28 protein-coding genes and 3 tRNA genes are annotated in these 21,258 nt (G+C 53.4%); 17 read left to right on the top strand and 14 right to left on the bottom strand.

Annotated features, from left to right (window positions below):
- Nucleotides 1-184 precede the first annotated feature (184 nt).
- From MTP38_RS10510 to MTP38_RS10495, 4 genes are all read right to left on the bottom strand, one after another.
- Nucleotides 185-261, bottom strand: a tRNA-His gene (locus MTP38_RS10510).
- A gap of 8 nt (nucleotides 262-269) precedes the next feature.
- Nucleotides 270-343 (bottom strand) — tRNA-Arg (locus MTP38_RS10505).
- A 135-nt stretch (nucleotides 344-478) separates the two neighbouring features.
- Nucleotides 479-1,018, bottom strand: coding sequence for a phosphatase PAP2 family protein (locus MTP38_RS10500; protein WP_249233515.1), 540 nt, complete (start codon nucleotides 1,016-1,018; stop codon nucleotides 479-481).
- Between the two features lie 21 nt (nucleotides 1,019-1,039).
- Nucleotides 1,040-1,606, bottom strand: a complete 567-nt coding sequence (locus MTP38_RS10495; RefSeq protein WP_249233514.1) for a DUF1643 domain-containing protein — start codon at nucleotides 1,604-1,606, stop codon at nucleotides 1,040-1,042.
- A gap of 165 nt (nucleotides 1,607-1,771) precedes the next feature.
- Between MTP38_RS10495 and MTP38_RS10490 the strand changes: the two genes are divergently transcribed.
- From MTP38_RS10490 to MTP38_RS10480, 3 genes are read left to right on the top strand one after another with little or no spacing between them, the layout of a single operon-like run.
- Nucleotides 1,772-3,694 carry a BMP family ABC transporter substrate-binding protein gene (locus tag MTP38_RS10490; RefSeq protein ID WP_249233513.1) on the top strand — a complete coding sequence of 641 codons (1,923 nt, stop codon included), beginning with the start codon at nucleotides 1,772-1,774 and terminating at the stop codon, nucleotides 3,692-3,694.
- A gap of 27 nt (nucleotides 3,695-3,721) precedes the next feature.
- Nucleotides 3,722-4,375, top strand: coding sequence for a metallophosphoesterase family protein (locus tag MTP38_RS10485; protein WP_249233512.1), 654 nt, complete (start codon nucleotides 3,722-3,724; stop codon nucleotides 4,373-4,375).
- A 12-nt stretch (nucleotides 4,376-4,387) separates the two neighbouring features.
- The gene (locus tag MTP38_RS10480) at nucleotides 4,388-5,884 is read left to right on the top strand and encodes a carboxypeptidase M32 (RefSeq protein WP_249233511.1); all 1,497 of its coding nucleotides are present in this window, start codon (nucleotides 4,388-4,390) and stop codon (nucleotides 5,882-5,884) included.
- A 60-nt stretch (nucleotides 5,885-5,944) separates the two neighbouring features.
- Here MTP38_RS10480 and MTP38_RS10475 read toward each other — a convergent pair whose 3' ends face one another.
- On the bottom strand, nucleotides 5,945-6,247 hold the full coding sequence (locus tag MTP38_RS10475) for a DUF6465 family protein (protein WP_227620413.1): 303 nt from the start codon (nucleotides 6,245-6,247) through the stop codon (nucleotides 5,945-5,947).
- 759 nt (nucleotides 6,248-7,006) lie between these two features.
- Between MTP38_RS10475 and MTP38_RS10470 the strand changes: the two genes are divergently transcribed.
- A tRNA-Leu gene (locus MTP38_RS10470) sits at nucleotides 7,007-7,085 on the top strand.
- Between the two features lie 62 nt (nucleotides 7,086-7,147).
- Here MTP38_RS10470 and MTP38_RS10465 read toward each other — a convergent pair.
- The 9 genes from MTP38_RS10465 to MTP38_RS10425 all read right to left on the bottom strand — a co-directional run bounded on the left by MTP38_RS10465 (nucleotide 7,148) and on the right by MTP38_RS10425 (nucleotide 13,543).
- The gene (locus MTP38_RS10465; protein ID WP_097775163.1) at nucleotides 7,148-8,644 is read right to left on the bottom strand and encodes a tyrosine-type recombinase/integrase; all 1,497 of its coding nucleotides are present in this window, start codon (nucleotides 8,642-8,644) and stop codon (nucleotides 7,148-7,150) included.
- A 2-nt stretch (nucleotides 8,645-8,646) separates the two neighbouring features.
- The gene (locus MTP38_RS10460; protein WP_113993110.1) at nucleotides 8,647-9,012 is read right to left on the bottom strand and encodes a helix-turn-helix domain-containing protein; all 366 of its coding nucleotides are present in this window, start codon (nucleotides 9,010-9,012) and stop codon (nucleotides 8,647-8,649) included.
- 113 nt (nucleotides 9,013-9,125) lie between these two features.
- On the bottom strand, nucleotides 9,126-9,935 hold the full coding sequence (locus MTP38_RS10455) for a DUF6551 family protein (protein ID WP_249233510.1): 810 nt from the start codon (nucleotides 9,933-9,935) through the stop codon (nucleotides 9,126-9,128).
- Nucleotides 9,926-10,600 carry a type II toxin-antitoxin system PemK/MazF family toxin gene (locus tag MTP38_RS10450; RefSeq protein WP_097771475.1) on the bottom strand — a complete coding sequence of 225 codons (675 nt, stop codon included), beginning with the start codon at nucleotides 10,598-10,600 and terminating at the stop codon, nucleotides 9,926-9,928. Before MTP38_RS10450 ends, MTP38_RS10455 begins: the two co-directional genes overlap by 10 nt.
- A gap of 86 nt (nucleotides 10,601-10,686) precedes the next feature.
- The gene (locus MTP38_RS10445; RefSeq protein ID WP_097775161.1) at nucleotides 10,687-10,914 is read right to left on the bottom strand and encodes a hypothetical protein; all 228 of its coding nucleotides are present in this window, start codon (nucleotides 10,912-10,914) and stop codon (nucleotides 10,687-10,689) included.
- Between the two features lie 374 nt (nucleotides 10,915-11,288).
- Nucleotides 11,289-11,780 (bottom strand): sigma-70 family RNA polymerase sigma factor, encoded by a 492-nt coding sequence (locus tag MTP38_RS10440; protein WP_015565818.1) that lies wholly within the window; start codon nucleotides 11,778-11,780, stop codon nucleotides 11,289-11,291.
- A gap of 533 nt (nucleotides 11,781-12,313) precedes the next feature.
- Nucleotides 12,314-13,021, bottom strand: coding sequence for an ImmA/IrrE family metallo-endopeptidase (locus MTP38_RS10435; protein ID WP_097784816.1), 708 nt, complete (start codon nucleotides 13,019-13,021; stop codon nucleotides 12,314-12,316).
- Complete coding sequence (locus MTP38_RS10430) at nucleotides 13,021-13,302, bottom strand: hypothetical protein (RefSeq protein ID WP_097775158.1); 282 nt, start codon at nucleotides 13,300-13,302, stop codon at nucleotides 13,021-13,023. Before MTP38_RS10430 ends, MTP38_RS10435 begins: the two co-directional genes overlap by 1 nt.
- A 43-nt stretch (nucleotides 13,303-13,345) precedes the next feature.
- Nucleotides 13,346-13,543: a hypothetical protein gene (locus MTP38_RS10425; RefSeq protein ID WP_097775157.1), complete on the bottom strand. Its 198-nt coding sequence runs from the start codon at nucleotides 13,541-13,543 to the stop codon at nucleotides 13,346-13,348.
- 209 nt (nucleotides 13,544-13,752) lie between these two features.
- Here MTP38_RS10425 and MTP38_RS10420 point away from each other — a divergent pair, with 209 nt between their 5' ends.
- The 13 genes from MTP38_RS10420 (at nucleotide 13,753) to MTP38_RS10360 (ending at nucleotide 21,249) form a co-directional block, all read left to right on the top strand.
- Nucleotides 13,753-14,580 carry an XRE family transcriptional regulator gene (locus MTP38_RS10420; RefSeq protein WP_097776430.1) on the top strand — a complete coding sequence of 276 codons (828 nt, stop codon included), beginning with the start codon at nucleotides 13,753-13,755 and terminating at the stop codon, nucleotides 14,578-14,580.
- Between the two features lie 19 nt (nucleotides 14,581-14,599).
- A complete protein-coding gene (locus MTP38_RS10415; RefSeq protein WP_223383275.1) occupies nucleotides 14,600-14,803 on the top strand; it encodes a helix-turn-helix domain-containing protein in 204 nt (67 codons plus the stop codon).
- A gap of 275 nt (nucleotides 14,804-15,078) precedes the next feature.
- Nucleotides 15,079-15,414 (top strand): hypothetical protein, encoded by a 336-nt coding sequence (locus MTP38_RS10410; RefSeq protein ID WP_015565819.1) that lies wholly within the window; start codon nucleotides 15,079-15,081, stop codon nucleotides 15,412-15,414.
- Nucleotides 15,415-15,605: 191 nt separating this feature from the next.
- Complete coding sequence (locus MTP38_RS10405; protein ID WP_015565820.1) at nucleotides 15,606-16,394, top strand: DUF975 family protein; 789 nt, start codon at nucleotides 15,606-15,608, stop codon at nucleotides 16,392-16,394.
- A complete protein-coding gene (locus MTP38_RS10400) occupies nucleotides 16,321-16,713 on the top strand; it encodes an SLOG family protein (RefSeq protein ID WP_431733468.1) in 393 nt (130 codons plus the stop codon). The genes MTP38_RS10405 and MTP38_RS10400 overlap by 74 nt, the downstream gene beginning before the upstream one ends.
- Nucleotides 16,714-16,820: 107 nt before the next feature.
- On the top strand, nucleotides 16,821-16,991 hold the full coding sequence (locus tag MTP38_RS10395) for a hypothetical protein (protein ID WP_008723379.1): 171 nt from the start codon (nucleotides 16,821-16,823) through the stop codon (nucleotides 16,989-16,991).
- Between the two features lie 15 nt (nucleotides 16,992-17,006).
- Nucleotides 17,007-18,122 (top strand): hypothetical protein, encoded by a 1,116-nt coding sequence (locus tag MTP38_RS10390; RefSeq protein WP_249233509.1) that lies wholly within the window; start codon nucleotides 17,007-17,009, stop codon nucleotides 18,120-18,122.
- Between the two features lie 61 nt (nucleotides 18,123-18,183).
- The gene (locus MTP38_RS10385; RefSeq protein ID WP_024739416.1) at nucleotides 18,184-18,462 is read left to right on the top strand and encodes a hypothetical protein; all 279 of its coding nucleotides are present in this window, start codon (nucleotides 18,184-18,186) and stop codon (nucleotides 18,460-18,462) included.
- A gap of 18 nt (nucleotides 18,463-18,480) precedes the next feature.
- Entirely contained in the window at nucleotides 18,481-18,993 is a 513-nt protein-coding gene (locus tag MTP38_RS10380; protein ID WP_223383279.1) for a hypothetical protein, read from the top strand.
- Complete coding sequence (locus tag MTP38_RS10375) at nucleotides 18,990-19,223, top strand: immunity 17 family protein (RefSeq protein ID WP_015563522.1); 234 nt, start codon at nucleotides 18,990-18,992, stop codon at nucleotides 19,221-19,223. Before MTP38_RS10380 ends, MTP38_RS10375 begins: the two co-directional genes overlap by 4 nt.
- A 13-nt stretch (nucleotides 19,224-19,236) precedes the next feature.
- Complete coding sequence (locus MTP38_RS10370) at nucleotides 19,237-19,779, top strand: hypothetical protein (protein WP_006773020.1); 543 nt, start codon at nucleotides 19,237-19,239, stop codon at nucleotides 19,777-19,779.
- 41 nt (nucleotides 19,780-19,820) lie between these two features.
- Nucleotides 19,821-20,234: a hypothetical protein gene (locus MTP38_RS10365; RefSeq protein ID WP_227622993.1), complete on the top strand. Its 414-nt coding sequence runs from the start codon at nucleotides 19,821-19,823 to the stop codon at nucleotides 20,232-20,234.
- Nucleotides 20,170-21,249, top strand: coding sequence for an ankyrin repeat domain-containing protein (locus MTP38_RS10360; RefSeq protein ID WP_097791864.1), 1,080 nt, complete (start codon nucleotides 20,170-20,172; stop codon nucleotides 21,247-21,249). Before MTP38_RS10365 ends, MTP38_RS10360 begins: the two co-directional genes overlap by 65 nt.
- Nucleotides 21,250-21,258 lie beyond the last annotated feature (9 nt).

The following is a 21,258-nucleotide window of genomic DNA, read 5'->3' as shown; positions in this document are numbered from 1 at the left end:
GGTTTGAGTTGTTTTGGAGCTGTTTATAAAGTGGAGGAGGGAAGCGGCCTACGAGTTGCGGCACCCGGCATCCGCTGCACGGGACGCTCCACGGAGTTACCACGGTAGACATTCCTACAGGTTGGTTCGAGTCCCACTGGGCACCTAAAAGAAAAAGTCCGCTGCATTGCAGCGGACTTTTTAGTGGGGTGCCCAGTGGGACTCGAACCCACGGTCTCCAGATCCACAATCTGGCGCGTTAACCGACTACGCTATGGGCACCACATCAATGCGCCCGAAGGGACTCGAACCCCCGGCCCACTGCTTAGAAGGCAGTTGCTCTATCCACCTGAGCTACGGGCGCACGTTGTTATCCCATTGGGTTCCGATATGGTTCGCAGCTGTGAGTCGAAGCACGCTGCGAGAAGTATAATACCATAGCCCCAGGGTTCTGTCAAGGGAAAATCAAAACTTTTTTGCACTTTCTTCAAAAACTGCCTCACAGCAGCCACATCCCTGCGAAGCCGAAGGCCAGCCCGAAGGCTGTGCCGACCAGCACATCCCGGATGAAATGCACCCCGGACAGCACCCGCAGCAGACAGATGAGGGCGGCGATAGCCAGCATCCCGACGCCGACGGCGGGGTAGAAGTAGAGCCACACCATCCCAAGGACGGCGGCGCTCAGAGCGTGGCGGGAGGGGCAGGAATTGCCGCGGGTGCTCTTCGGGACGAGGGGGACAAAGCCCGGCTGCTCATAAGGGCGGGGAAAGTTGAGTCTGGCCCGCAGGAGGGTGCCCATCCAGAATGCCAGCCCCGGCACAAGGATGGCCCGGGCGATGACCTGCATAAAATCAAGAGCGCCGCCGCCCCGCCCGACACGGAGCATCGCAAACCACCGGAGGTTGAGCAGCAGAAGGAGCGCCGGATAGCAGACGAAGGGCACGAGGGGGAGCCAGCGGTTGAGCAGGATGATGCCCTCCCGGAGGGCGGGATGCCCCTCGAGCCAGTCGGTCAGCTTCTTGTATCGTTCCGGTGTCATGGTGCTTCCTCCCTGAGAAGATCAGTCAAAGCAGGTGTTGAGGTAGTTTTCCACATCAAAAGGCTCAGGCGTGGAGTCCTTGCGCAGGTAGAGGGGGTGATGGGGGTGGCCCTTCTTGCTGCGGGGGCCGAAGGTCACCCACGGGATGTCGCGCTCCCGTGTCAGGGCCACCATCTCCCGCATCAGGCCGGGCAGATAGGCCCGCTTTTCGATGAGGGTGCCCCATGCAGCCCACATGGTGGGCTCGGTCTGGGCCAGCACGGCCCGCAGCCAGCGGAGGTTCTCGTCGCAGAGGGCACGGTCGGGGGTCTTGTCCATATCGTTGGGGTTCGTGGCCCGCTGGGGGTAGACGTTGAACATGATCCAGCTGTCGAAGCCGTTGGCACTGGCCAGACGCTCCACGCTCTTCAGGGTGGGGTCCAGCGCGCCGGGCTGGGCGGTGCTGGGGTTGATGCCGATGCAGACCAGCGGGCGGCGGCCCACCCGGCCCAGCACATAGCGGTAGGGCTGGTAGGTGTGCGGCTCGTAGTACCAGATGCCGCCGGGGTATTCGCCGGCTTCCAGCCGGGGGAGAGTGTCACAAAGCATAGATTACCTCGCAAAAAATGGATGTTTCCTTTATCGTACCTTAAAATTTGCGGGAAAGCAACACCTTGCGGCGAGAAAGTCTCCCATATTTTTGATTTTCATGCTATACTAATCCTGTGAAGCTATCCCTCTTCATTTGCTGAAAAAGCAGAAGGAGTTTTATCTATGATGGAAGATTACCGCAGCGCCCTGCGTGCAGGCCAGCGTGCCTACCGGGCCAGTGTGGCCCGGGGCCAGTCGCCCTATCTCGCGGTGCTGGACGAGATCATTGCCGACGCAGACATCGTGGCGCAGGAGCCTCTGGGGCTGGTGGACATCCCGGCCGAGAGCATCGTGGGCACCAAGACCGCCGGACGCCACACCGCATTTGCCTCCAACTTTATGCCCCTCCTCGAGGACGACACCGAGTTTGCCGTCAAGTGGTCGAACCTCTGTGAAGCCCATCTGGAAGAGGGCATCCATACCCCCATCATTGCCTTCGAGTACATGAACCGATTCTATGTACAAGAGGGCAACAAGCGGGTCTCTGTCCTCAAGTATTATGAGGCCGTCAAGATCCCCGGCACCGTCACCCGGCTCATCCCGGCCAGAAACGACACGCTGGAAAACAAGCTCTACTATGAGTTCCTCGATTTCTATAAGCTCTCCCGCATCAACAACGTCAGCTTCTCCCGGCTGGGCGGCTATGCGAAATTGCAGACGCTGGCCTGCAAGGCCACGGGTGAGGCGTGGACGGAGGACGACCGGCTGAATTTCTCGGCCCTCTACACCATGTTCAGCCAGCAGTTCTATGCGCTGGGCGGCGGCTCGCTGGGGCTGACGCCGGGAGATGCTCTGCTGGTGTATCTGTCGGTGTACCGCTATGCCGACGCCTGCCAGTCCACCCCCACGAAGGTGCGGGAGAATCTGGCCCGGCTCTGGGATGAGGTGAAGATCCTTGCCGAACCCCACGCCGTGGAGCTGCTGCTGGAGCCGAAGCGCAGCGCAGAGCCGCTGCTGAGCAAGCTGAACATCTTCAGCTCCCGGCCCAGCGAACTGCGGGTGGTCTTCCTCCATGAGCACAATGCCCAGACCAGCGCGTGGGTGCGCGGACAGGACAAGGGCCGCGCTGCGCTGGTGAAGGCGTTCCCCGACAAGCTCTTCGTCAGCTGCCGGGAGAACATCAACCCCGAGGTGGATGCCGAGCAGGTGCTGGAAGAGGTGGCCCACGACCATGCGGACATCGTCTTTACCACCAGCTCCCGGATGCACACCGCCTGTCTGAAGGTGGCGGCCCAGCACCCCAAGACCCGCTTCCTCAACTGCTCCCTCAACGCACCCCATCCGCTGGTGCGCACCTACTACCCCCGCACCTACGAGGTGACGTATCTGCTGGGGATGCTGGCGGGCATCGTTTCCCGCAGCGACCGGGTGGGCTATGTGGCCGCGAACCCGGTGTACGGCGTACCGGCGGCCATCAACGCCTTTGCACAGGGCGTGCGGGCTGTCCGGCCCGAGAGCCGGGTGGTGCTGCGGTGGGCCTGTCTGTCGGATGAGAGCCATCCGCAGGACTTCTCCGACCGGAAGGACATTGAGGTCTTCTACAGTCAGGACTTCCGGGAGCCGGAAGGGACATACCGGGATTACGGACTCTGCCGCCGCCTGCCCGACGGCGTATTGCAGCCGCTGGGCCTGCCGGAGTGGCGGTGGGATGTCTTTTTCACCGAGATCGTCCGGTCGGTGTTTGCCGGGACGTGGGACAGTGCCCCCGGCGGCAGGGCCATCAACTACTGGTGGGGCCTCAAGAGCGGGGCCGAGCGGGTGGAGTACCCCATCCGGCTGGGCAGCGGCACGGTGCAGCTGCTCAGGATGGCCGAGCGTCAGCTCTGCGAGGGAGAGCTTCAGGTCTTCCCCACCGAGAGCTACAGCCAGAGCCATGTCCTCCACCATGCGGCTTCCGGCATCTATACGCCCAAGGAGCTGATGGAGATGGACTGGCTGGACGAGTGCGTGGAGGGCGAGCTGCCCAGCTACGACGCACTGGACGCCAAGACCCGGGGACTTCTGGAAATCAACGGTCTGGACATCGTGAAAGGGACGCCGCAGTAACAGGCGATGCCTCAAGGATAGAAAAGAATGGAGCAAAGCAGCGTGAAAATACTTGCGATCTCGGATGTCCCGTCCGAACTGCTCTGGGACGAGAGCGCCCGCAGGCGGCTGGAGGGCATCGACCTCATCCTCTCCTGCGGCGATCTGCCGAAAAAATATCTGGAATATCTTACAAACTTTACCGCCGCCCCCATCCTGTACGTCCACGGCAACCACGACGGCAGCTACAAAGGGGCAGAGCCCGGGGGCTGCATCTGTGTGGACGATGCAGTCTATGTCTGGAAAGGCCTGCGCATCATGGGGCTGGGCGGATGCAGCCGGTACAACAAGGAAGACACCTTCCAGTACACAGAGGGCGAGATGCGGCGGCGTGCCCGGCGGCTCTGGCTGGCGGCCCGGCGGGCCGGGGGAGTTGACATCCTGCTGACCCACGCCCCTGCCAGCGGACTCAACGACGGCACCGACCGGGCGCACAAGGGCTTTCAGGTGTTCAACGACCTGATGGACCTGTATCAGCCCAAGTGGTTCATCCATGGGCATATGCACCTGAATTATGGGGCGAATCTGCCCCGGGTCTGCACCCGGGGCGGCACCACCGTCATCAACGCCACCGAGCGGTATGAGTTCGAGATCCCCGACCCAGTGCAGATACCGAAGCGGAAGCTCTTCGGGAGAGAATGAGGAGACAAAACAATGGAGACAGAACGCGCATTGCAGCAGCTGGAATTGCTGCAAAAGAAATTGTACGCCTATCACTGTGCAGACAGCTCCCTCTATCTGGATGCTGTGACCACCGCGCCCAGCGGCACCGCCGAGGGCCGGGGCGTGGCCATGAGCATTCTGGCCGGTGAGAGCCAGAAGCTGATGACCTGCCCGGAGACGAAGGCACTGCTGGACGAGCTGAGCGCCCGCGCCGACGAGCTTGACCTTGTCCACCGCCGGGAGGTGGAAGAGCTTCGCCGCAGCTGTGAGCAGCTGACCCGCATCCCGGCCGAGGAATATATGGCCTATAAGGAGCTGTGCAACCGGGCGGACGATGTCTGGCACAAGGCCAAGGCGCAGGACGATTTTGCCCTGTTCTGCCCGGTCTTACAGGAGCTGGTGGACTACAACCGCCGCTTCGCCGGGTATTATGACGCCTCGAAGGCTCCCTATGACGCTCTGCTGAACGAGTACGAGCGCGGCGTGGATATGGAGAAGCTGGACCGCTTTTTTGAGACGCTGCGGGACGGGCTTGTGCCGCTCATCCGGAAGATTGGCGAAAAGCCGCAGATCGACGACAGTTTCTTGTATCAGGAGTACCCGGCGGCGCAGCAGAAGGTTTTCGCCGACTATCTGATGGAGGTGATGGGACTCGACCGCCGTCACTGTGGTCTGGGCGAGACCGAGCACCCCTTCACACTGGAATTCAATAATAAGGACGTCCGCATCACCACCAACTACGACGAACACAACGTGGCGTCCTCCATGTACTCCGTCCTCCATGAGGGCGGCCACGCCCTGTATGAGCTGGGCATCCGGGACGATCTGCAATATACCTGCCTCGCGGGCGGCGTCTCCATGGGCGTCCACGAGAGCCAGTCCCGGTTCTACGAGAACCTCATCGGCCGGTCGCGGCCCTTTGTGGAGGCAATCTTTCCCAAGATGCAGGCGTTCTTCCCCCGGCAGCTGGGCGGCGTCAGCGCGGAGCAGTTCTACCGCGCGGTCAACAAAGCCCAGCCCAGCCTCATCCGCATCGAGGCCGATGAGCTGACCTACTGCCTCCACGTCATGGTGCGGTATGAGATCGAAAAGCAGCTCATCGGCGGCACGCTGGAAGCCAGAGATGTGCCTGCCGTCTGGGCGAAGCTCTACAAGGAGTATCTGGGCGTTGAGGTGCCCAATGACCGAGATGGCTGCTTACAGGACAGCCACTGGTCGGGCGGCTCCTTCGGCTATTTCCCGTCCTATGCGTTGGGCAGTGCCTACGGTGCCCAGATGCTGCGACGGATGGAGCAGGATGTGGATGTCTGGGGGGCGGCTGCGCGGGGCGACCTTGCGCCCATCACCGGCTGGCTGCGGGAAAAAGTCCACCAGTACGGCGGGCTGATGGAGCCTGCCGATGTGGTGAAGAACGCCTGCGGAGATTTCAGCCCCGAGGATTATATCCAGTATCTCACCCAGAAATACACTGAGCTGTACGGCTTATAAAAACAGGAAAAGGCGTCTGCACAAACGGATGTGCAGACGCCTTTTTTGCAGTGGAAAGCATCACAGCTCCAGCTTGCCGGAGACCTTGTTGATGACATAGTAGGCAGCGCCCTCTTCGGGCTTGACGTAGACCTTGCAGGACTGGACGCCCACCTTGTGGGTGGTGCGGTAGTCGGCCTTGGCGCGCTCGACGACATCGGTGATGTTGTACTGACTGGTGCCGAATTCAACGTAGACCTCCGGGGTGAGCGGGGGGCGGCCGCGGCGCTGTGCGGTATCGGAAGCCTTGCGCTTCTTCGGCTCTGCCGCAGGAGTTTCGGGAGCAGCGGCCGCTGCGGGGACAGCAGACTTTTTCTCAGACATAGCGTATACCTTCTTTCCTGTATTCCTCTGCAAATGGAAAACGCGGATGATTTCCGGGCCGGAAGCTGTAGCTCGGTCTGCCCGGCCATTTTCTGAATGTGCCAACGATTCAGGGCACTATACTTATATAATAGTTATTTCTTTGACGTTTGTAAAGTGTTTTTTGGAAAAATCATCCGCTTTGCCCGGTCAAATGGGGGCCAAATTCCGACAAAACGAGGAAGATACAGAGGGAAAAAAGAAACTGGCAGGATTTGTGCGAGTCTCGAAGGGCTATCCGGAAGGACAGCGGCGGGAAAAAGCAGAAATTTGCCGAGTTGCAAGCTGCATCTTGATTTTAGGCGAAGAATCCGTTATAATATCTATGTTATCCATACAACAGAATACGCCGGTGTGTCGGAATGGCAGACGAGGGGGACTCAAAATCCGCTTCGTGATTTTCTGTGTCTGTGCGAGAAATTCACGAGTGTCCGTTGAATTTTGAAGGTTTGTCGAAGCAGGATTTCTTACATCCCTCCTGAACATCCCTCCAATCCTCAGAAACCGGTACTAATGTCCCAAAATTGAATATAAGCCGATGTGGCGGAATGGCAGACGCAAACGACTCAAAATCCGCTTCGTGATTTTTCATGTCTGTGTGAGAAATTCACGAGTGTTCGTTGAATTTTGAAAGTTTGTCGAAGCAGGATTTCTTACATCCCTCCTGAACATCCCTCCAATCTTCAGAAACCGGTACTAATGTCCCAAAATTGAATATAAGCCGATGTGGCGGAATGGCAGACGCAAACGACTCAAAATCGTTCGGGAAACCATGTGGGTTCGAGTCCCACCATCGGCACTCCATCATAAAACAGCTTAGAATCGAAAGATTTTAGGCTGTTTTTCTTTTTTGCCCATTTTTTATACTTTGGCGTTTTCTGGGAAGATATTGACGATTGCATTCGCCGAAGATACCTTACTGGAGAAATCCAGATGTGTATAAATGTTGCTTGTCGTGCTGATGTCGCTGTGCCCCAGCCACTCCTGAATCTCCTTCAGGCTCACGCCATTGGCATAGAGCAGACTGGCGCAGCTATGGCGCAGATCGTGAAAGCGGATACGCTTCATCTGGTGTGCGACCAGAAAATCCGGGAAATGTTGGCTCAGGAAATCGGGCCGAATCCGTTTTCCCATCGGGTCTACATAGATATAGTCAAGATAATCGGTGCAATAGCTTTTGCCGCAGACCTTCCGATTCTGCTCCTGCTCCTTTTTCATTTTATTGAGCATCTGCTCACAGGCAGGGATTAGGGGAAGTGTCCGGCAGCTCGACTTTGTTTTTGTCTTATCTCGTGCGATTTCTGTTAGCGTTCCGTTGACCTTTGCGGTCACAACCGTATGCTGAATGCTGATTTTCTTGTTTTCAAAGTCAATGGCATCCCATTTCAAGCCAACAACTTCACTGCGCCGCAGGCCGTAGAATGCAGCCATGATAACGCCAAACTCCGAAGGGTCACCTTGAATCGCTTTGAAAAGCTGCTCCAGTTCTTCACCGCTGTAAATCTCCGACTTGAACTTTTCCTTACGAGGACGTTCAACGCGATCTGCCGGGTTGGAACGGATCATGCCGATTTGAAAAGCGTACTGCAAGCATTTGCGGATGTTGGCGTGATAGTGAATGACGGTGTTTGCCGTAAGGCCACGATCCAACTCATGCTGGTAGAAGTCTTGGATGTATTTGGGATGCTGTTCCATATCCTGCAATGTATAGTGGAGCGGTTCAAAATATGGGACGATCTTGTGAACGATTGCTCTTTCATAGCTGGTATAGGTTGTGATTTCCACTCGTGACTTCATCATTTTCAACCAGTCCGTGATGAAGTCGGTGAAAAGTACCGGGGAGTTATCAAGGCAGGGGTCAACTTCTTTGATGGGGCTGACCTTCAGCCAATTATTGTCAACGGCATATTGTAGGGCATCGGTCAACTCCTTGTGCCAATCCAGAAGCTGCTGTACACTGGCCTCCTCCTGCTGACGCTCATAGCGGAAGAACGTTTCCAGATCGCGCGGAGAGAGTGCTTTCAAAGACAGCCGCTTCTTTTCAAAGTATGGGACAACTACTCTTCCCAGATCATAAGCATATCTGCCATAGGTTTCGGGCGGAAGGTTCATCACGCTTTCCCGAAGCCAGCGGTTCAGATATTCCGATACCGGCAGGTCGGAAACCTGCTGCATCGTTTCAGGGTTAAACTCTTTTTGTGTTTTACGCAACAGAGATTCAGCTCTTTTTTTGTTTCCTTTAACAGGAAGTCCTGTGCTGATGGATTTGGTTCTGCGCTTTCCATCTGTGTCTTTCCAGCTCAGAATCATCTGATACATACCGTTTTGTTCTCTTAAATGTCCGGCCACATTTGTCATAGTTATGCTCCTTTCTGTTCGCAGCCAAACGTCCTTTGCTTAGGCATCATAAGTTTAGAAGATTCTGGAGTGTTTTGCAAGGATGGCACAAGGGAGTTTGAAAGGTGCATCCCTCCAAGTTGCCGATCCTGATCGAGCAGGTACTCTACCACGCAGAGTTTTGGTATCTTATAGCTGCGTCCTACACGCGCCGAGTGGATCTTATTCTGCTTGACCAACAGATACGCATTCTTCCGGCAGATGCCAAGCATTTCCTGAAGATGCTCCACCGTCACCACATCCGGGTAGTCCTTGAACATCGTCAGATACCTCTCCGTCTTTCGGTCAGGCTCTTCCTGAATCAAAGTGCAGGCTGCGATCTCGCTCATTCCTGTCCTCTCTTTCTAGTTCAATATGTCGATTATTCAGCAAAAAATACTATATGTAAAGTGTGATGGTCTTTTTCGGGGACCATCTCACTTGCCAAAGGAGATATTTGAGCTTAGAACTTCATCGGCAGTGCGTCTTTCCTGCACTTGCCGTTGTAGGTGGTGTAGATGGGGTAAACGTACCGCCGCCAGCCCGGAAGCTTGGCGGGGTTATCCCGGCTGACACGGTAGAGCTCCATGGGATGGACGCCGCTCAGCGCACGGACAAGCCGCTCCTCGCTGTACTGCCCATGATACAGCTGCACAAAGTACATCACGCCCCGCAGGACAGCCGCCCGGAAGGAATCCGGTTTGCCCTCCCACGCTTCCACGATGTGCCGCAGAGCTTCGCAGTAGATCTCTTCGCCCAGCTGGTCGTACAGCTTCAGCGCCGTGCCCACGCAGCTGATGCGGTAGTCGCTCAGCTGCATACTGTCGTAGTTGAGGGAAAGCCCCGCCCGGTTAGTGGCTGCGACAAACGCCTTGGAAGGCGCATCGCCGCCCACCACCTTGGCGCGCAGCTTGATGCCCGCCGACAGGGGTGCGGCGTGACCGTTCTGCTCGGCAAAGAGCAGGGCTTCCTGCTCCATCGTCAGACCGGTGTAGACCTTGCAGAGGATCGGGCGGTCCTCGCCGCCGTTGAGGAGGATGCAGCCCTCGATGGTGTGCTGCCCATCCATTACATAGTACCTGCCGTTGCGGAAGCTGACCTTCGGCTCGTTAACGATGTACTCGTTGAAGTCCCTTGCAATCAGCTCCACCCTCTTGCGCTCTACGCCCCGCTGGTAGATCTCGCGGGGATAGATCAGCTTGCTGCTGTGGATGACCGAAAGCTGGTACGGCGGGTTGATACCAATGAAAGTATTGTTGTCGTTCAGGCGCATCGCATTTCCTCCTTGATTCTCCAAATGTACTTCTCGGCTTCCTCTAAGATCTCAGTCACCTGCTGCTTCCGCTTCGGGCTGGTGAGCAGGCTGGGATTGAAGGTGAAGCTATATTCGAGCCGCTGGATCATGGCATGAACCGCGGATTGCAGTTCGGTGTACAGCATCATTTCCTCGATGCTTCCGGCGTTCTCAAAGGACGACCGGATGGGCGTATAGGGGTAGACAGGCGGTTTGCCATCCACCACCTCAGGCGGCGCATAAACCGCCGTAGAGCGCCGGATAGGCTCTATCTGCTGGATGCTGCCCATAGGGTTCAGCGCAAGGCTGATGCGAACCGCATCATCCACCCGGCGCATCTCCTCTGGGGTCAGATGCCCCAGATACTTCAGTGCCCGGCTTTTGTCGATGGTGAAGATCTGCTCTGCCTGCACAACGGACGGCATATTCAACCCTGCGTTTTCCAACAGGCAGTGGGTCGGCTGGTTTACTTTCTTTTCCGCCTTGCTTGTCATGGTCGCAACGATCAGGGTCGGAGAGTGATAATTGCCCACGTCATTCTGAAGAATGACCGCCGGGCGGTCACCGTGCTGTTCCGAGCCGGTGCTCGCCCCGAAATGGGTGAAGAAGATGTCTCCGCGTTGGAATTTCCAGTTTTGCTGCAAAATTGTACCTCCATGTTGTTATGTGCAAAGCCCGCTGCCGGATGTTCCGCAACGAGCTTCGTTCAAGGTATGGTGGTATGGTTGGGTCAGCGGTGCATGACCACATAATCATAGCCGCGCCGCATCTGGCAGACGGTGCATGTGTCCATGCTCCGGTCTGGGCTGGGTACAAGCGCGATTTTGAAAGCCTTTGCATCCACAAAGTGCCGCAGACAGGTACCGCAGAGAGTTCGGATGGACTTGACCATCTCAGGGGTCAGCTCCATCTCCTCGTAGATCTCCTGCTCGCGCACCGTGGGGTTCAACTCGTCCATAAAAGTGTCCTCCTATGTATCAAAAGTGAATATTCGGATAAAGAATAAATAAGAGTACGTAAAAAAACGGGAACTGCCGGATGCGTGGAACGTACCCGACAGTTCCCGGATCAATATGATTAAAGGTCTCGCATATTCGCCCTCGGCTCCCTGCGAGTGGGGCATGAACATCTGGCAGCGGACTTGTACCGCTTCATTGGCATTTCAGCCACCCCGTCTGCTTTGTGACCGGGCCGCGAATTACGGAAGTATCATTATCGGAGTACCAGATGACGGAACTATTCAGTTTTCAAGGTCCCTGAGGTCGGACGTTTCGCCCTGCGGCAGGTGCCGCTTGGGAAATCGTCCTCTCACTTGGTAGCCGACGAGAAAGGTCAATTCGTAGCATTGAAATTGAAGTTTTTCAAAAATTTAGTAATTCTCTTGATTTTGATACTAATAGTGGGCCGAGATACGCCGTAGACTTTAGAAATTTCAGTGATGTCGTATCCCTCGTAAGCGTACATGGTGATGATTTCCAAATCTTCGGTTTTCAAAGTTTCGAGTGCAGTAAGCAACTGCTCGTTCTCAATCTCACCAATCCATGCAAAACGGCTTTTAGTTTCGTGGTAAGTATCTGTCACGGTAATCGCATCCTGATAGCGTAGCATCAAAGGCGACGCTTCTTCCTCAGAGCTTTCATACGCAGGAGCGGTGAATTCCTGCGTCCGCTCGATAAAGGTACGCTCCGAATTGAATTGCTGACGGTCATAATCGTACATCTTCTGGATGGCCTCTTTCGTCATTCCCGCAGCTGCGTACTCGATGCGCAACTTTTCCCAGTGTGCTTCAAACTTCTTCAACTCATAGCCTTTATTAAAAGACATCGTAAACCTCCAAATTTTCGATAAGTCGTAAAAAGTCGAAAATTTGGAAGGCTACGGATATTTCGCCGCTTGGGGCATCCATGAAAAACGGACAAACATAAAGCCTGCTCCTTTTTACGGGAGCAGGCTACCTGAAGGCTAAAAAAATAGCCGGACAACCAACTAACAGAGCGGTTCTAAAGCAGAATCACTCTATCAGCTGTTGCCCGGCTATTTGGTGCGCGTTTCATACATTGCCTTGCGGCAATGGCCCGTTGCTCGGTGACGAACAGTCCATATTCAGGGTGCAATGCACCCGATTTTTGAAATTGTGGTTTGTCTAAAAAAGTCAGCGTCTGCGGTAGGCTAAGTCAACTGTTGCTATGTTACCGCACTTGAGGCACTTTATGCGGATAGTGCCTGAACAGCTCTCGTTTTTTTGGTAGAGCTTGTGTCCGCAAACCGGACAAAACCTCCAGCCAATGCTGAATTGTGCCTGCTGTATATTGTTCAGCGGTTTACTCTTAAAAGAGCGATTATTTGACCAAGTCATATTATTCTCCAAATCGAATGACGTCCAATGGATGGCAGTGGATGGGTTTTCCGTTGATGACCTGCATCTGCTGTAATCTGATCCTGATCGCAGACCACGATACCCCGATCCGTGCAGCCATCTCCAGAATTCTTTCATAGTTCGGGTCCGATGCGGATTTGTACAGGATTCCATTTGGCAGGCACAGCGCTGCACGTTCTATTTCGGCGTTGACCAGAAATGTTGGCATCAGCAGCTCCGCTGCAAGGGTATTCGCCTGCCATTCTTCCCATGAGGGCTGTCCGTTTCGTTCCCGATAGGCAATGTGCCCACGGCACTTGACTGCTTTTCCGTAGTCGTTCGGAAACAGGTCAGCCAGTATATGGTGCGCCGCTTCATGCGCTATCGTGAAATTCCGGCATCCGGTGCAGCTGTCTGACGCAAGGGCGGAATCGATTACAACGTCCTTCGGCATGAACACCTCCACAAGCTTTGTCCCATCCCCCAAGGTTACGGTAAAACCGCATTTCTGGAAAACAGTCAGTCCTAGAATACTTCCATCGCTGCATAGCGGCAGCATTTTCACATTCAGCCCAAGAACAGAACTTGCGAGCCGTTCAGGGTCAATGGGTTCTGGGTCATCTTTACTGATCCCGAAACGGGTATAGTACTGGTCGATATACTTACCCGCTATGTGCGAAAGATCTGCGCGGGATAAGTATCTTGCCATTACGAAGCACAGCTTTCCGGCACGGAGCAGTAGGCTTCCACGAACCACTTGCCCCGTTCAAGCCAAAGATTCCGCTTCTGACCGCAGATCAGGCAGGTGAAGCAGTGACCTTTTCCGCCTAGGCGTGATGTCCCATGTTTGACTGCCAAGACACGATCAATTCCATAAGTGTGAGCCTTGTCATAGTTTATGGCAAGAGGGCGGATCTTACCGTCAGGAGTAAAACGAACGTCCACTTCGACGTATCTTTTCTCACGGCGAAGGTTGTAATCACCACACATCAGAATTCCTCCTTTTTGCGGATTTATCAAAACACGGCGTGCATTACTTGCGAATCATACTGCGTGCCACGAGCTGTTTTTCGTTCAACAGCGGAACGGACACTGTATGTTTTTTCCACTCATCCATAGAGCAGGTCACTGCTTTGCACAGACGGCATTTTGTCCAGCCACCGGTTTCATCAAGATCCACATCATAATTCATGGTTCCGCACATTGGACATCTTACATTTTCTTTTCTCATAGTATCACCTCGCAAAAAAACGCCAAACAAACACAATCCCATACGAAAATAACACCAAAAGGCTGTTATTTGTGGATTTGGTTTGATTATACACCCACTTTATGGAGATGTCAATTACGCATTTGTCTCCATTTTAGAGATTTCCTGTTGATTTCTTATATTTTCTATACTATAATAGAGCTACCGGATCACAAAGGAGTGTTCTTGTTATGAAAAAGAAAACCACGCTCACCAAAATGCACATAGCCCCATCCACAGTGCGCTATGATGCAGTCGCTGCGAGGGATAGCAATGAGGTTGGTCAGATTCTCGCAGGCACACGAAAAAGGAATGGCTATTCACTTGTAACTTTCTCTGAACTTCTCCGTCACTATGGCGTCGATGTCAGTGATAAAGGAATCAGCAAATGGGAAAAAGGCTATACCACTCCTAGCATCTACCAACTAGTTGCAATCTGCTACGCATTGAACATCAAGGAGGGTCCTTCCTACTTTACAAAGAACTTCCAGAAACCCGCCCTTCTAAATGACATCGGGCAAAAAAAAGTCGCTGAGTACGAAATGGACTTGATTGCATCCCGGCGCTACCAGCCAGACGCAGAAGAGCCCGCGGAAATCGACTACATAATGATGCCTGTATCAGAGTTGCCAGTATCGGCAGGTCTAGGAGCTTTTCTTGAGGGTGAAATGTTCCAGCAGATACAAGTGCCTGCCAGTAGCGTTCCGGCTGGTGCCGAGTTCGGGATATATGTTAGCGGTGATAGTATGGAGCCACGCTATCATAACGGACAGATTGTATGGGTGAAGCGCTGCGAAGAACTTGAGTGCGGGGATATCGGGATATTCGTATATGATGACTGTGGATATCTGAAAAAATACGATGAACATACCCCAGACAAATCCCAAGCAGAGTTCCTTACCGACAGCTATGGCGTGGTGCATAACCAACCGGTTTTGGTTTCTCTTAACACCAAATATTCGCCGATCCTTATATCTCCAGAGCAAAGATTCGAGGTTGTTGGAAAAGTTTTGAACTAAAAAGATGGGAGGAGTTTTTGTGGATACGATCAAGCGTGTTCAGGATTTGATGCAAGTGCGTGATATGAATCTATGTGTATTGGCAAAGAAATGCGGAATATCGTACTCCACGATTCAAACCACCGCCCGTCGGGGAGGGCAGTTAAGCGTAGAGACGATTGAAAGAATTTGTCAGGGTTTAGGAATTACATTAAAAGACTTCTTCGATTCCTCCTACCTGTAAATATAGGGGCAGCAAAAAAGCCGTTCGCCACGCTGGAAAATCTGCGTGGTGAACGGCTTTAATACTGCTTCTATTTATCCTTTGGTAATCTCCAGATAAACACTAATCTCCATGATTGTTACCATTGAAGGAATACATTTGCGACGATCTTCGGGCATACCGAATAAGATTTGCATTGGCAGTTGAAGACGGCTCATGTTACCTATTGCAATTCTGACTATTTGGAAATATACTTGTAAGTATCAAATTATTTCACTTTATGGGAGGAAATTATTATGGCAAGACCCAAGGGAAGCAAGAATAAGGCTCGTACTGTAAAGGCCAGCGTTGATTATGTAGCAGTCATTGCAGAAAAGGCCGCAAAAAAAGAGAAAATCGAATCTGAGGTTGCTACGTTGACTGCAAATCTCGATGATCTGAAGACGCAGCTGAAAGCCAAGAAAGCAGAATTGAAAGCCGCCACCAAGGAACTTGCCAAAGCCGAAAACAAAAAAGCTGCCGCCGAAGCAAAAGCAGCAGAAGAAGCAAAGAAGGGCGAAGCAGAAGATGTGCTGAAGAAGCTGCTTGCCAGCGGTATGACGGCTGAAGAAATCCTTGCAAAGCTCCAGTAATGCAATATGATGAACTGGACAAGCTGCTGAAGTAAAGGAAGGGGCTGTTGCACAAGGATAAAACCGGTGTAACAGCCTCTTTTTCATTCATGCTGCAATTTTTTCAGCTTTTCAAACGTATCTAAATTAAAGTGGCATATCATCTTCCTATTTCACAAATCCTTGCCGTTTTCAGACAGGAGGTTGCTTTTATGAAAGTATCTGCCGACTATCGTATGCTCGCTCTCGATGCCCTGCGCGGAAAATGGAAAACTGCTGTTTTGACAGGTATTGCCGCCAGTGCGCTCGGTGCTACCATTGTGAGCAGTTCCAACAGTGCCGTATCCAATTCCAATCAGGCAAAGGACATCCATTTTGAACTGTTCTCCCAGCCCAACGGCGGTCGGCTGCTTGCTGTTCTGCTTGCCGGCATTGTTCTGTGGGCAGTCCTCCAACTGATCGTGGGCGGTGCAGTTCAACTGGGATATGCTCATTTTAATCTGAACCTTGTAGATGGAAATGATGCTGCCATCTCGGACTTGTTCTCTCAGAAAGACCGTCTGTGGGATGGCTTCTGCATGAAATTCCTGCAGGGTCTGTACATCGCCCTCTGGTCGCTGCTGTTGGTGATTCCGGGAATCGTGAAAACATACAGCTATGCGATGACACCTTACATCATGTCCGAGCATCCTTCGCTGACCGCAAATGAAGCGATCACAGAATCCCGGCGGATCATGAATGGCAACAAATGGCGGCTGTTCTGTCTGGATTTCAGCTTCATTGGCTGGGAGCTGCTCTGTTCGGTGCCACTGTATGCCGAGGGTTTTCTGGTTCTCAAATATTTCACCGGTTCAGAGGCTCTGGCGATTTCTCTTGTTCTTCTGCTGACAATTCCATTGAGCATTGGCTTCTTTTTTGTACACCCCTATGAGGAAGCTGCATGGGCTACTTTCTACCGCGATATTACCGCAGCACCTACCGAACCGGATGAAGCATATTGACTTTTATATTAAAATTATCGTTGTAGTTCCCTTCATCGGCTATGACTCTAAATGGCCGGATCAGAGTAAACATAGATTGAAAAAGCTGATCCAAAACGCAAACGATTCTATTGTTATTTCACACTCTGCGGATGTTTCCAGTTATAAAAAAAGAAATTATTATATGGTCGATCATGCAGAGTACCTTATCGGTGTGTTTGATAATCAGAAAAAGCTGCGCTCAGGTACAGCACAGACAGTCAACTATGCCTTGCATCAGGGAAAAGTAATCACTCTGATCCATCCAGACACTATGGAGATAACAGCCCCTGCGCCTTAACAAATTCACAAAAATTTTTCATTAGCATTTCCAACAAAATATTTTCATTGAAGGGGTGCTGTGATATAATAAGATATAAAACTACGCTCAGAACAAATGGTGCCGCTATGAACAAATATATTGGACAGCAATTTGCTGCTTTAAGATACGAAAAAAATATTTTGGTTGTTGAAGAAACTACATCTGCTGGTGGATGCGGCTCCTTCAACGCGGCTTCTTCATGTCCTGCGTCAGCCTGTCTTTATGACAGTGCGGCGTGGGGCTTTTTTATTGCCTGAAAGGAGTATGAGAACATGAGTCTGAAATATACCTGCCCCAGCTGTGGAACCCCATTGGGTTATGAGGGATTGTGTTGGAAATGTAAGTGCGAGCAAGAACGGCAAGCTGCTCTGGCCTGGATGCCGGAACAAATTGTCGAAAAACAAAGAAACTTGATACAGAACATCCAGAGGCTGGCTGATATGGAGGACCCAGAGTTCGCCGACTTTTGGCAGCTGCTTGGCTACCATGATGCCATCACCCCGGAGATTCAGCGAGTGGCACTGGCCGCAGAGGTGTTCTGGCCCTGTGAGATCTATTATCATGCTCCCGCCGATGTGCGGGATGGTCTGATCCATGCGCTGTTGTCCGCAGAATATTCCAGCGCGGCCTCCAACCTGATGAGTTGCCTTGCTATGCAAGGAGATGACAAGGCAATGGAGACTCTGCTGGAGCTGGAGCGAAATCCCCGGCCCTGGCGCAAGGGCCTCTATGTAGACCCATCCAGCTATGCGCAGATCGGAGGCTGGACCTTCGACAAGGAGGGCCAGAAAATCCAGCTCAACTTCGATACCTGCTATCCTATGGTCAAAGGAACCACCAGCGAGAAATCTCCCGTCCGCATTGGCCGGGCACGGGAGGACACATGCCCCCACTGTGGCGGACGCATGGTGGACATGCTGGTGCTGGATGGCCGGGATGAGCGGCTGAAATTTCTGGGGTTGGATGGTATTCTGACTGCCACCTGCTGCCCCAACTGTGTGGGATTCTTGAAAGGTCCAGCCTTTAACAGTTTTACCCTGGATGGCGGCGTGGAAGTCTTTCCCTCCGAGTTCTTTGAAGGGGCGGAGAAAACGGATTGCTATGTCAGTCCCGAGGACTACAAGGCCCTCACGGAAAATCCCTTTGTGCTGGGCGAAGCGCCCGTGCCCCTGTTTTACGGTGCGGCCTGCCAGGATGTGAACACGGTGGGTGGCTTTGCCAACTGGGTACAGGACGCGGAATATACGACCTGCCCCCACTGCGGGAAACCTATGAAATATCTGGCCCAGATTCAGTGGGATACGGTGTTTGACTGTGCGGAGGGCACGCTCTATGTGGAATTCTGCCCGGACTGCCATATCGTGTCCATGCAGCACCAGCAGACCTGAAAAAGTCGCACAGTATGAAAAGAGAAATACCAGCAGGTATTTGCGTAAGGAGGCGTCCACTATGTGCGAGCACTGCCGAAACATTCAAACATGGAGAAAATTTGACGCCCCAAAGGACTATCTGGCCTGTATTGCTTACATTCAGCAGTTGGTGTCGGAGGGGGAATTTGAACTGATGCAAGAGGAATCCACCTGCCCACTGGAGAAGGTAAAGACAGAGGATGGCTGGGCGGATGAAATCATGGCCCACATGATCCGGTGCAAGCACTGCGGCCAGATCTTCACCTGTGTGGTCAACACCTGGCGAGGCAGCGAACACTTCAGAAAAGGCAAGGGATAACACAGAAAAGGCGGTGAAATGATGAATCAGACAGAAGAAACAAAACTGCTGGAGCAGACTGAGGAGTGGAATGATGCGGACGAGTTCTCACGATGTATTGAGGCCATCGAGGCTATCCCGGAGCAGGAGCGAGATTATTTGCTAACCGTCAAGTTGAGTCGGGCTTACAGCAATCTGGCGGTCCTGGGAGATCATGGAGAGCACGGAACCGACAGTGAAGTGGACGGAAATCTCATCCAGCACGCCATCCGACTGCTGGAGTCCGTTCGCACCCAGGGAGAAAACGACCCTTACTGGAACTCCCGGATGGGCTATTCCTGCCTGATGGCATACAGCTCCGCAGCCATCGCCTATGAATACGCAAAACGCTGGCTGGCCCTGGCCCCGGATGACCCAGCCGCCCAAAAGCTGGTTCGGGACTGCGAGGAATATCTTGAGGAGGAAAAAGCCTTGGAAATAGATTTGAAAGAACGGGAGGAATTTATTCGGCGGGAAACTCCCGATGATGAAAAGGGGGTTATATGTAAATGAACAGCGAACAGATCACAGTATTTTTGCAAGAGCATTGGTATATTGCCTCGGTGCTCATCGGGGCCGTGATTTTAATTGGAGCGACCCGCAACTGGAACTGGCTCTGCGACCCCACTGGTACGCGGGATGCCCACCGCCACAGCAGAGGATACCGGCGGGTGGTGTTCTTTCTGTTGGGTGTTCTCCTGATTGTGGTGAGTATCTGGGGATTTGTGCTGAAATTGAAATAGGAGGAGAAAGACTATGATGACTGAGAAATATCCCACCTGGCTCATCGGCCATGTGAAAGAATGGGCGGAGAAGCGTTTGCCCACCGTGATACTTTGTTCCACCACCGGCAATGAACTGCTGGAGGTTTGGTATTACGGAGATCTGCTCACGGTGAAAGGAGAACCCCAATCCTATATCATAGATAGCGACGAGGCCCCCGGACTGGTGACAGCCCGTGACCCGGAGAGCGGCGAGGAGTTCGTCATCTTTGACGGTGGACGGCATGGCTACGACAATATGTTCTGCGATGAACATGATCCATCCGAGCTGGAGCACCGCCCCCTCAAGCGGTATGAGATCCCCGCCTCCAAGTTGGTGCTGGAGCTGGGGTACAGCATTGACTATGAGGACGAAAAAGAGAACTTTGAACCGGATGAGGCGGATACCGTGGAACTGATCAACGGTGAACGGATGCCGTGGGAGCAGGCCAAGCGGGACGGCATCGACTATATCGCCCTTTACTATGTGAACGAGAAAGGAAAACCAGTCCAGATCCTGGACGCAGAGCTGGCCTGAGTATACCGCAGCCAGATGACGGGATAAAGGAGGGCGACAGCGTGATCGGGACAGATGAAAACCGGGCGGTGCTCCATGTGGAGGTCATCTTCTGGAGCGGCAAACGAAAAATACCACCCAGCCTGGTCAGCGGAAAGTATTGTCCCCATTTTGTGGTCACAGGAACTACAGAATATTTGGGTGTATGCTTTCTGGACGGAACCGAGTGTACATTTGATACACCAGCTTTGGGAAATGCCCAACCCCTATATCCAGATACCATTGACTATGCCCCGCTGGAAAACAATGCGGAATTTTTGATCTATGAGGGAGCCAATGCCGTTGGCAAGGGCCGGGTGCTGGGCCGAACCGTTCCCTATAAAGTGAAACAACAACGAAAGCAGGTGCCTTATGTACCAAATTGCATATATTGGCCGCTGGGAGACCCTTCCGGAAACGGCTGCTGCCATCTGTGACCATGACACTCCCAAGTTGGAGGCGTTGCTACAAGGCGGTCTGGATTTAGATGTTCCCATCCAGCTCAGCGAATACATCAAGCTGATGCCATTGGAGATCGCGGTTTTTCGGAATGATGTGCCCATGATCCACTTCCTGCTGGAGCATGGAGCTGATCCCGGTCTGGCAGAGGAACAGCCCCTGCTGCTCACCGCCGCCCGCTGTTGTGGGCCGGAGGTGGTGGCGCTCTTTGCTGGACAGGCCGCAAAACTCAGCTCGAAGCAGAAAGAGCGGGCCTTCCAGGAAGTACGCTGGGGACAGCGAGCGGAGAATATCCAGGTGCTGGAGCAAGCTGGGATCACAGTGGACAAGTTTGGCGGCGAGGCATTCCGGGCCGCTGTGTCCGAGGGCAACACCAAACTTGCCCGGCTGCTTCTGGAAAAAGGGGCAGACATCAATTACCACAAGCCGGACATGGTGTTTCCGAACGCCCCCACCGCTGTCACCGAAGCGGCTCGGCATAAGAATCTCCCCATGGTGCGCTGGCTCATTGAGCAAGGAGCCGACATCACCATTGCTGACAAATACGGCGACCGGCCTTACACCGTGGCGGTGCAGAACAAGAATCAGGAGATGGCCGACTACCTGAAAGCCCTGGAGCCGGAGGAATGGCACAACAAGCAGGAAAAGATCCGGCAGCTTATGCCCTACAAGCTGCCTGCCAAGCTGGTGGAATACTTGAAGACCGGCCCCCTGCGGCTGGAGTTCCCGGATCAGGAATGGGTGAAGTGGGCGGAGCTCTACTCCTTCATGGATGTGCAGGAGATGACCTGGAAACGGAAGAAGCTGCTCTCCCTGATGGTGCAGATGGACAACTACAGCGACTATCTGCTGCTGTGGAGCCCCAGGGACAAAAAACTGTGGTATCTGGACATCGAGCATGAGGAATTCCACCCTCTGGCCAAATGGGATGACTTCATCGCAGATCCCGGACGATATCTGAACGGGATGATCGAGGGTGAGTTTGAGGAATAAGGAGCAAGA

It is taken from the genome of Faecalibacterium sp. I3-3-89 (assembly GCF_023347275.1).
Classification (GTDB): domain Bacteria; phylum Bacillota; class Clostridia; order Oscillospirales; family Ruminococcaceae; genus Faecalibacterium; species Faecalibacterium butyricigenerans.
The sequence above is the reverse complement of the archived record's forward strand: the minus strand, read 5'-3'. Positions and strand labels throughout refer to the sequence as shown.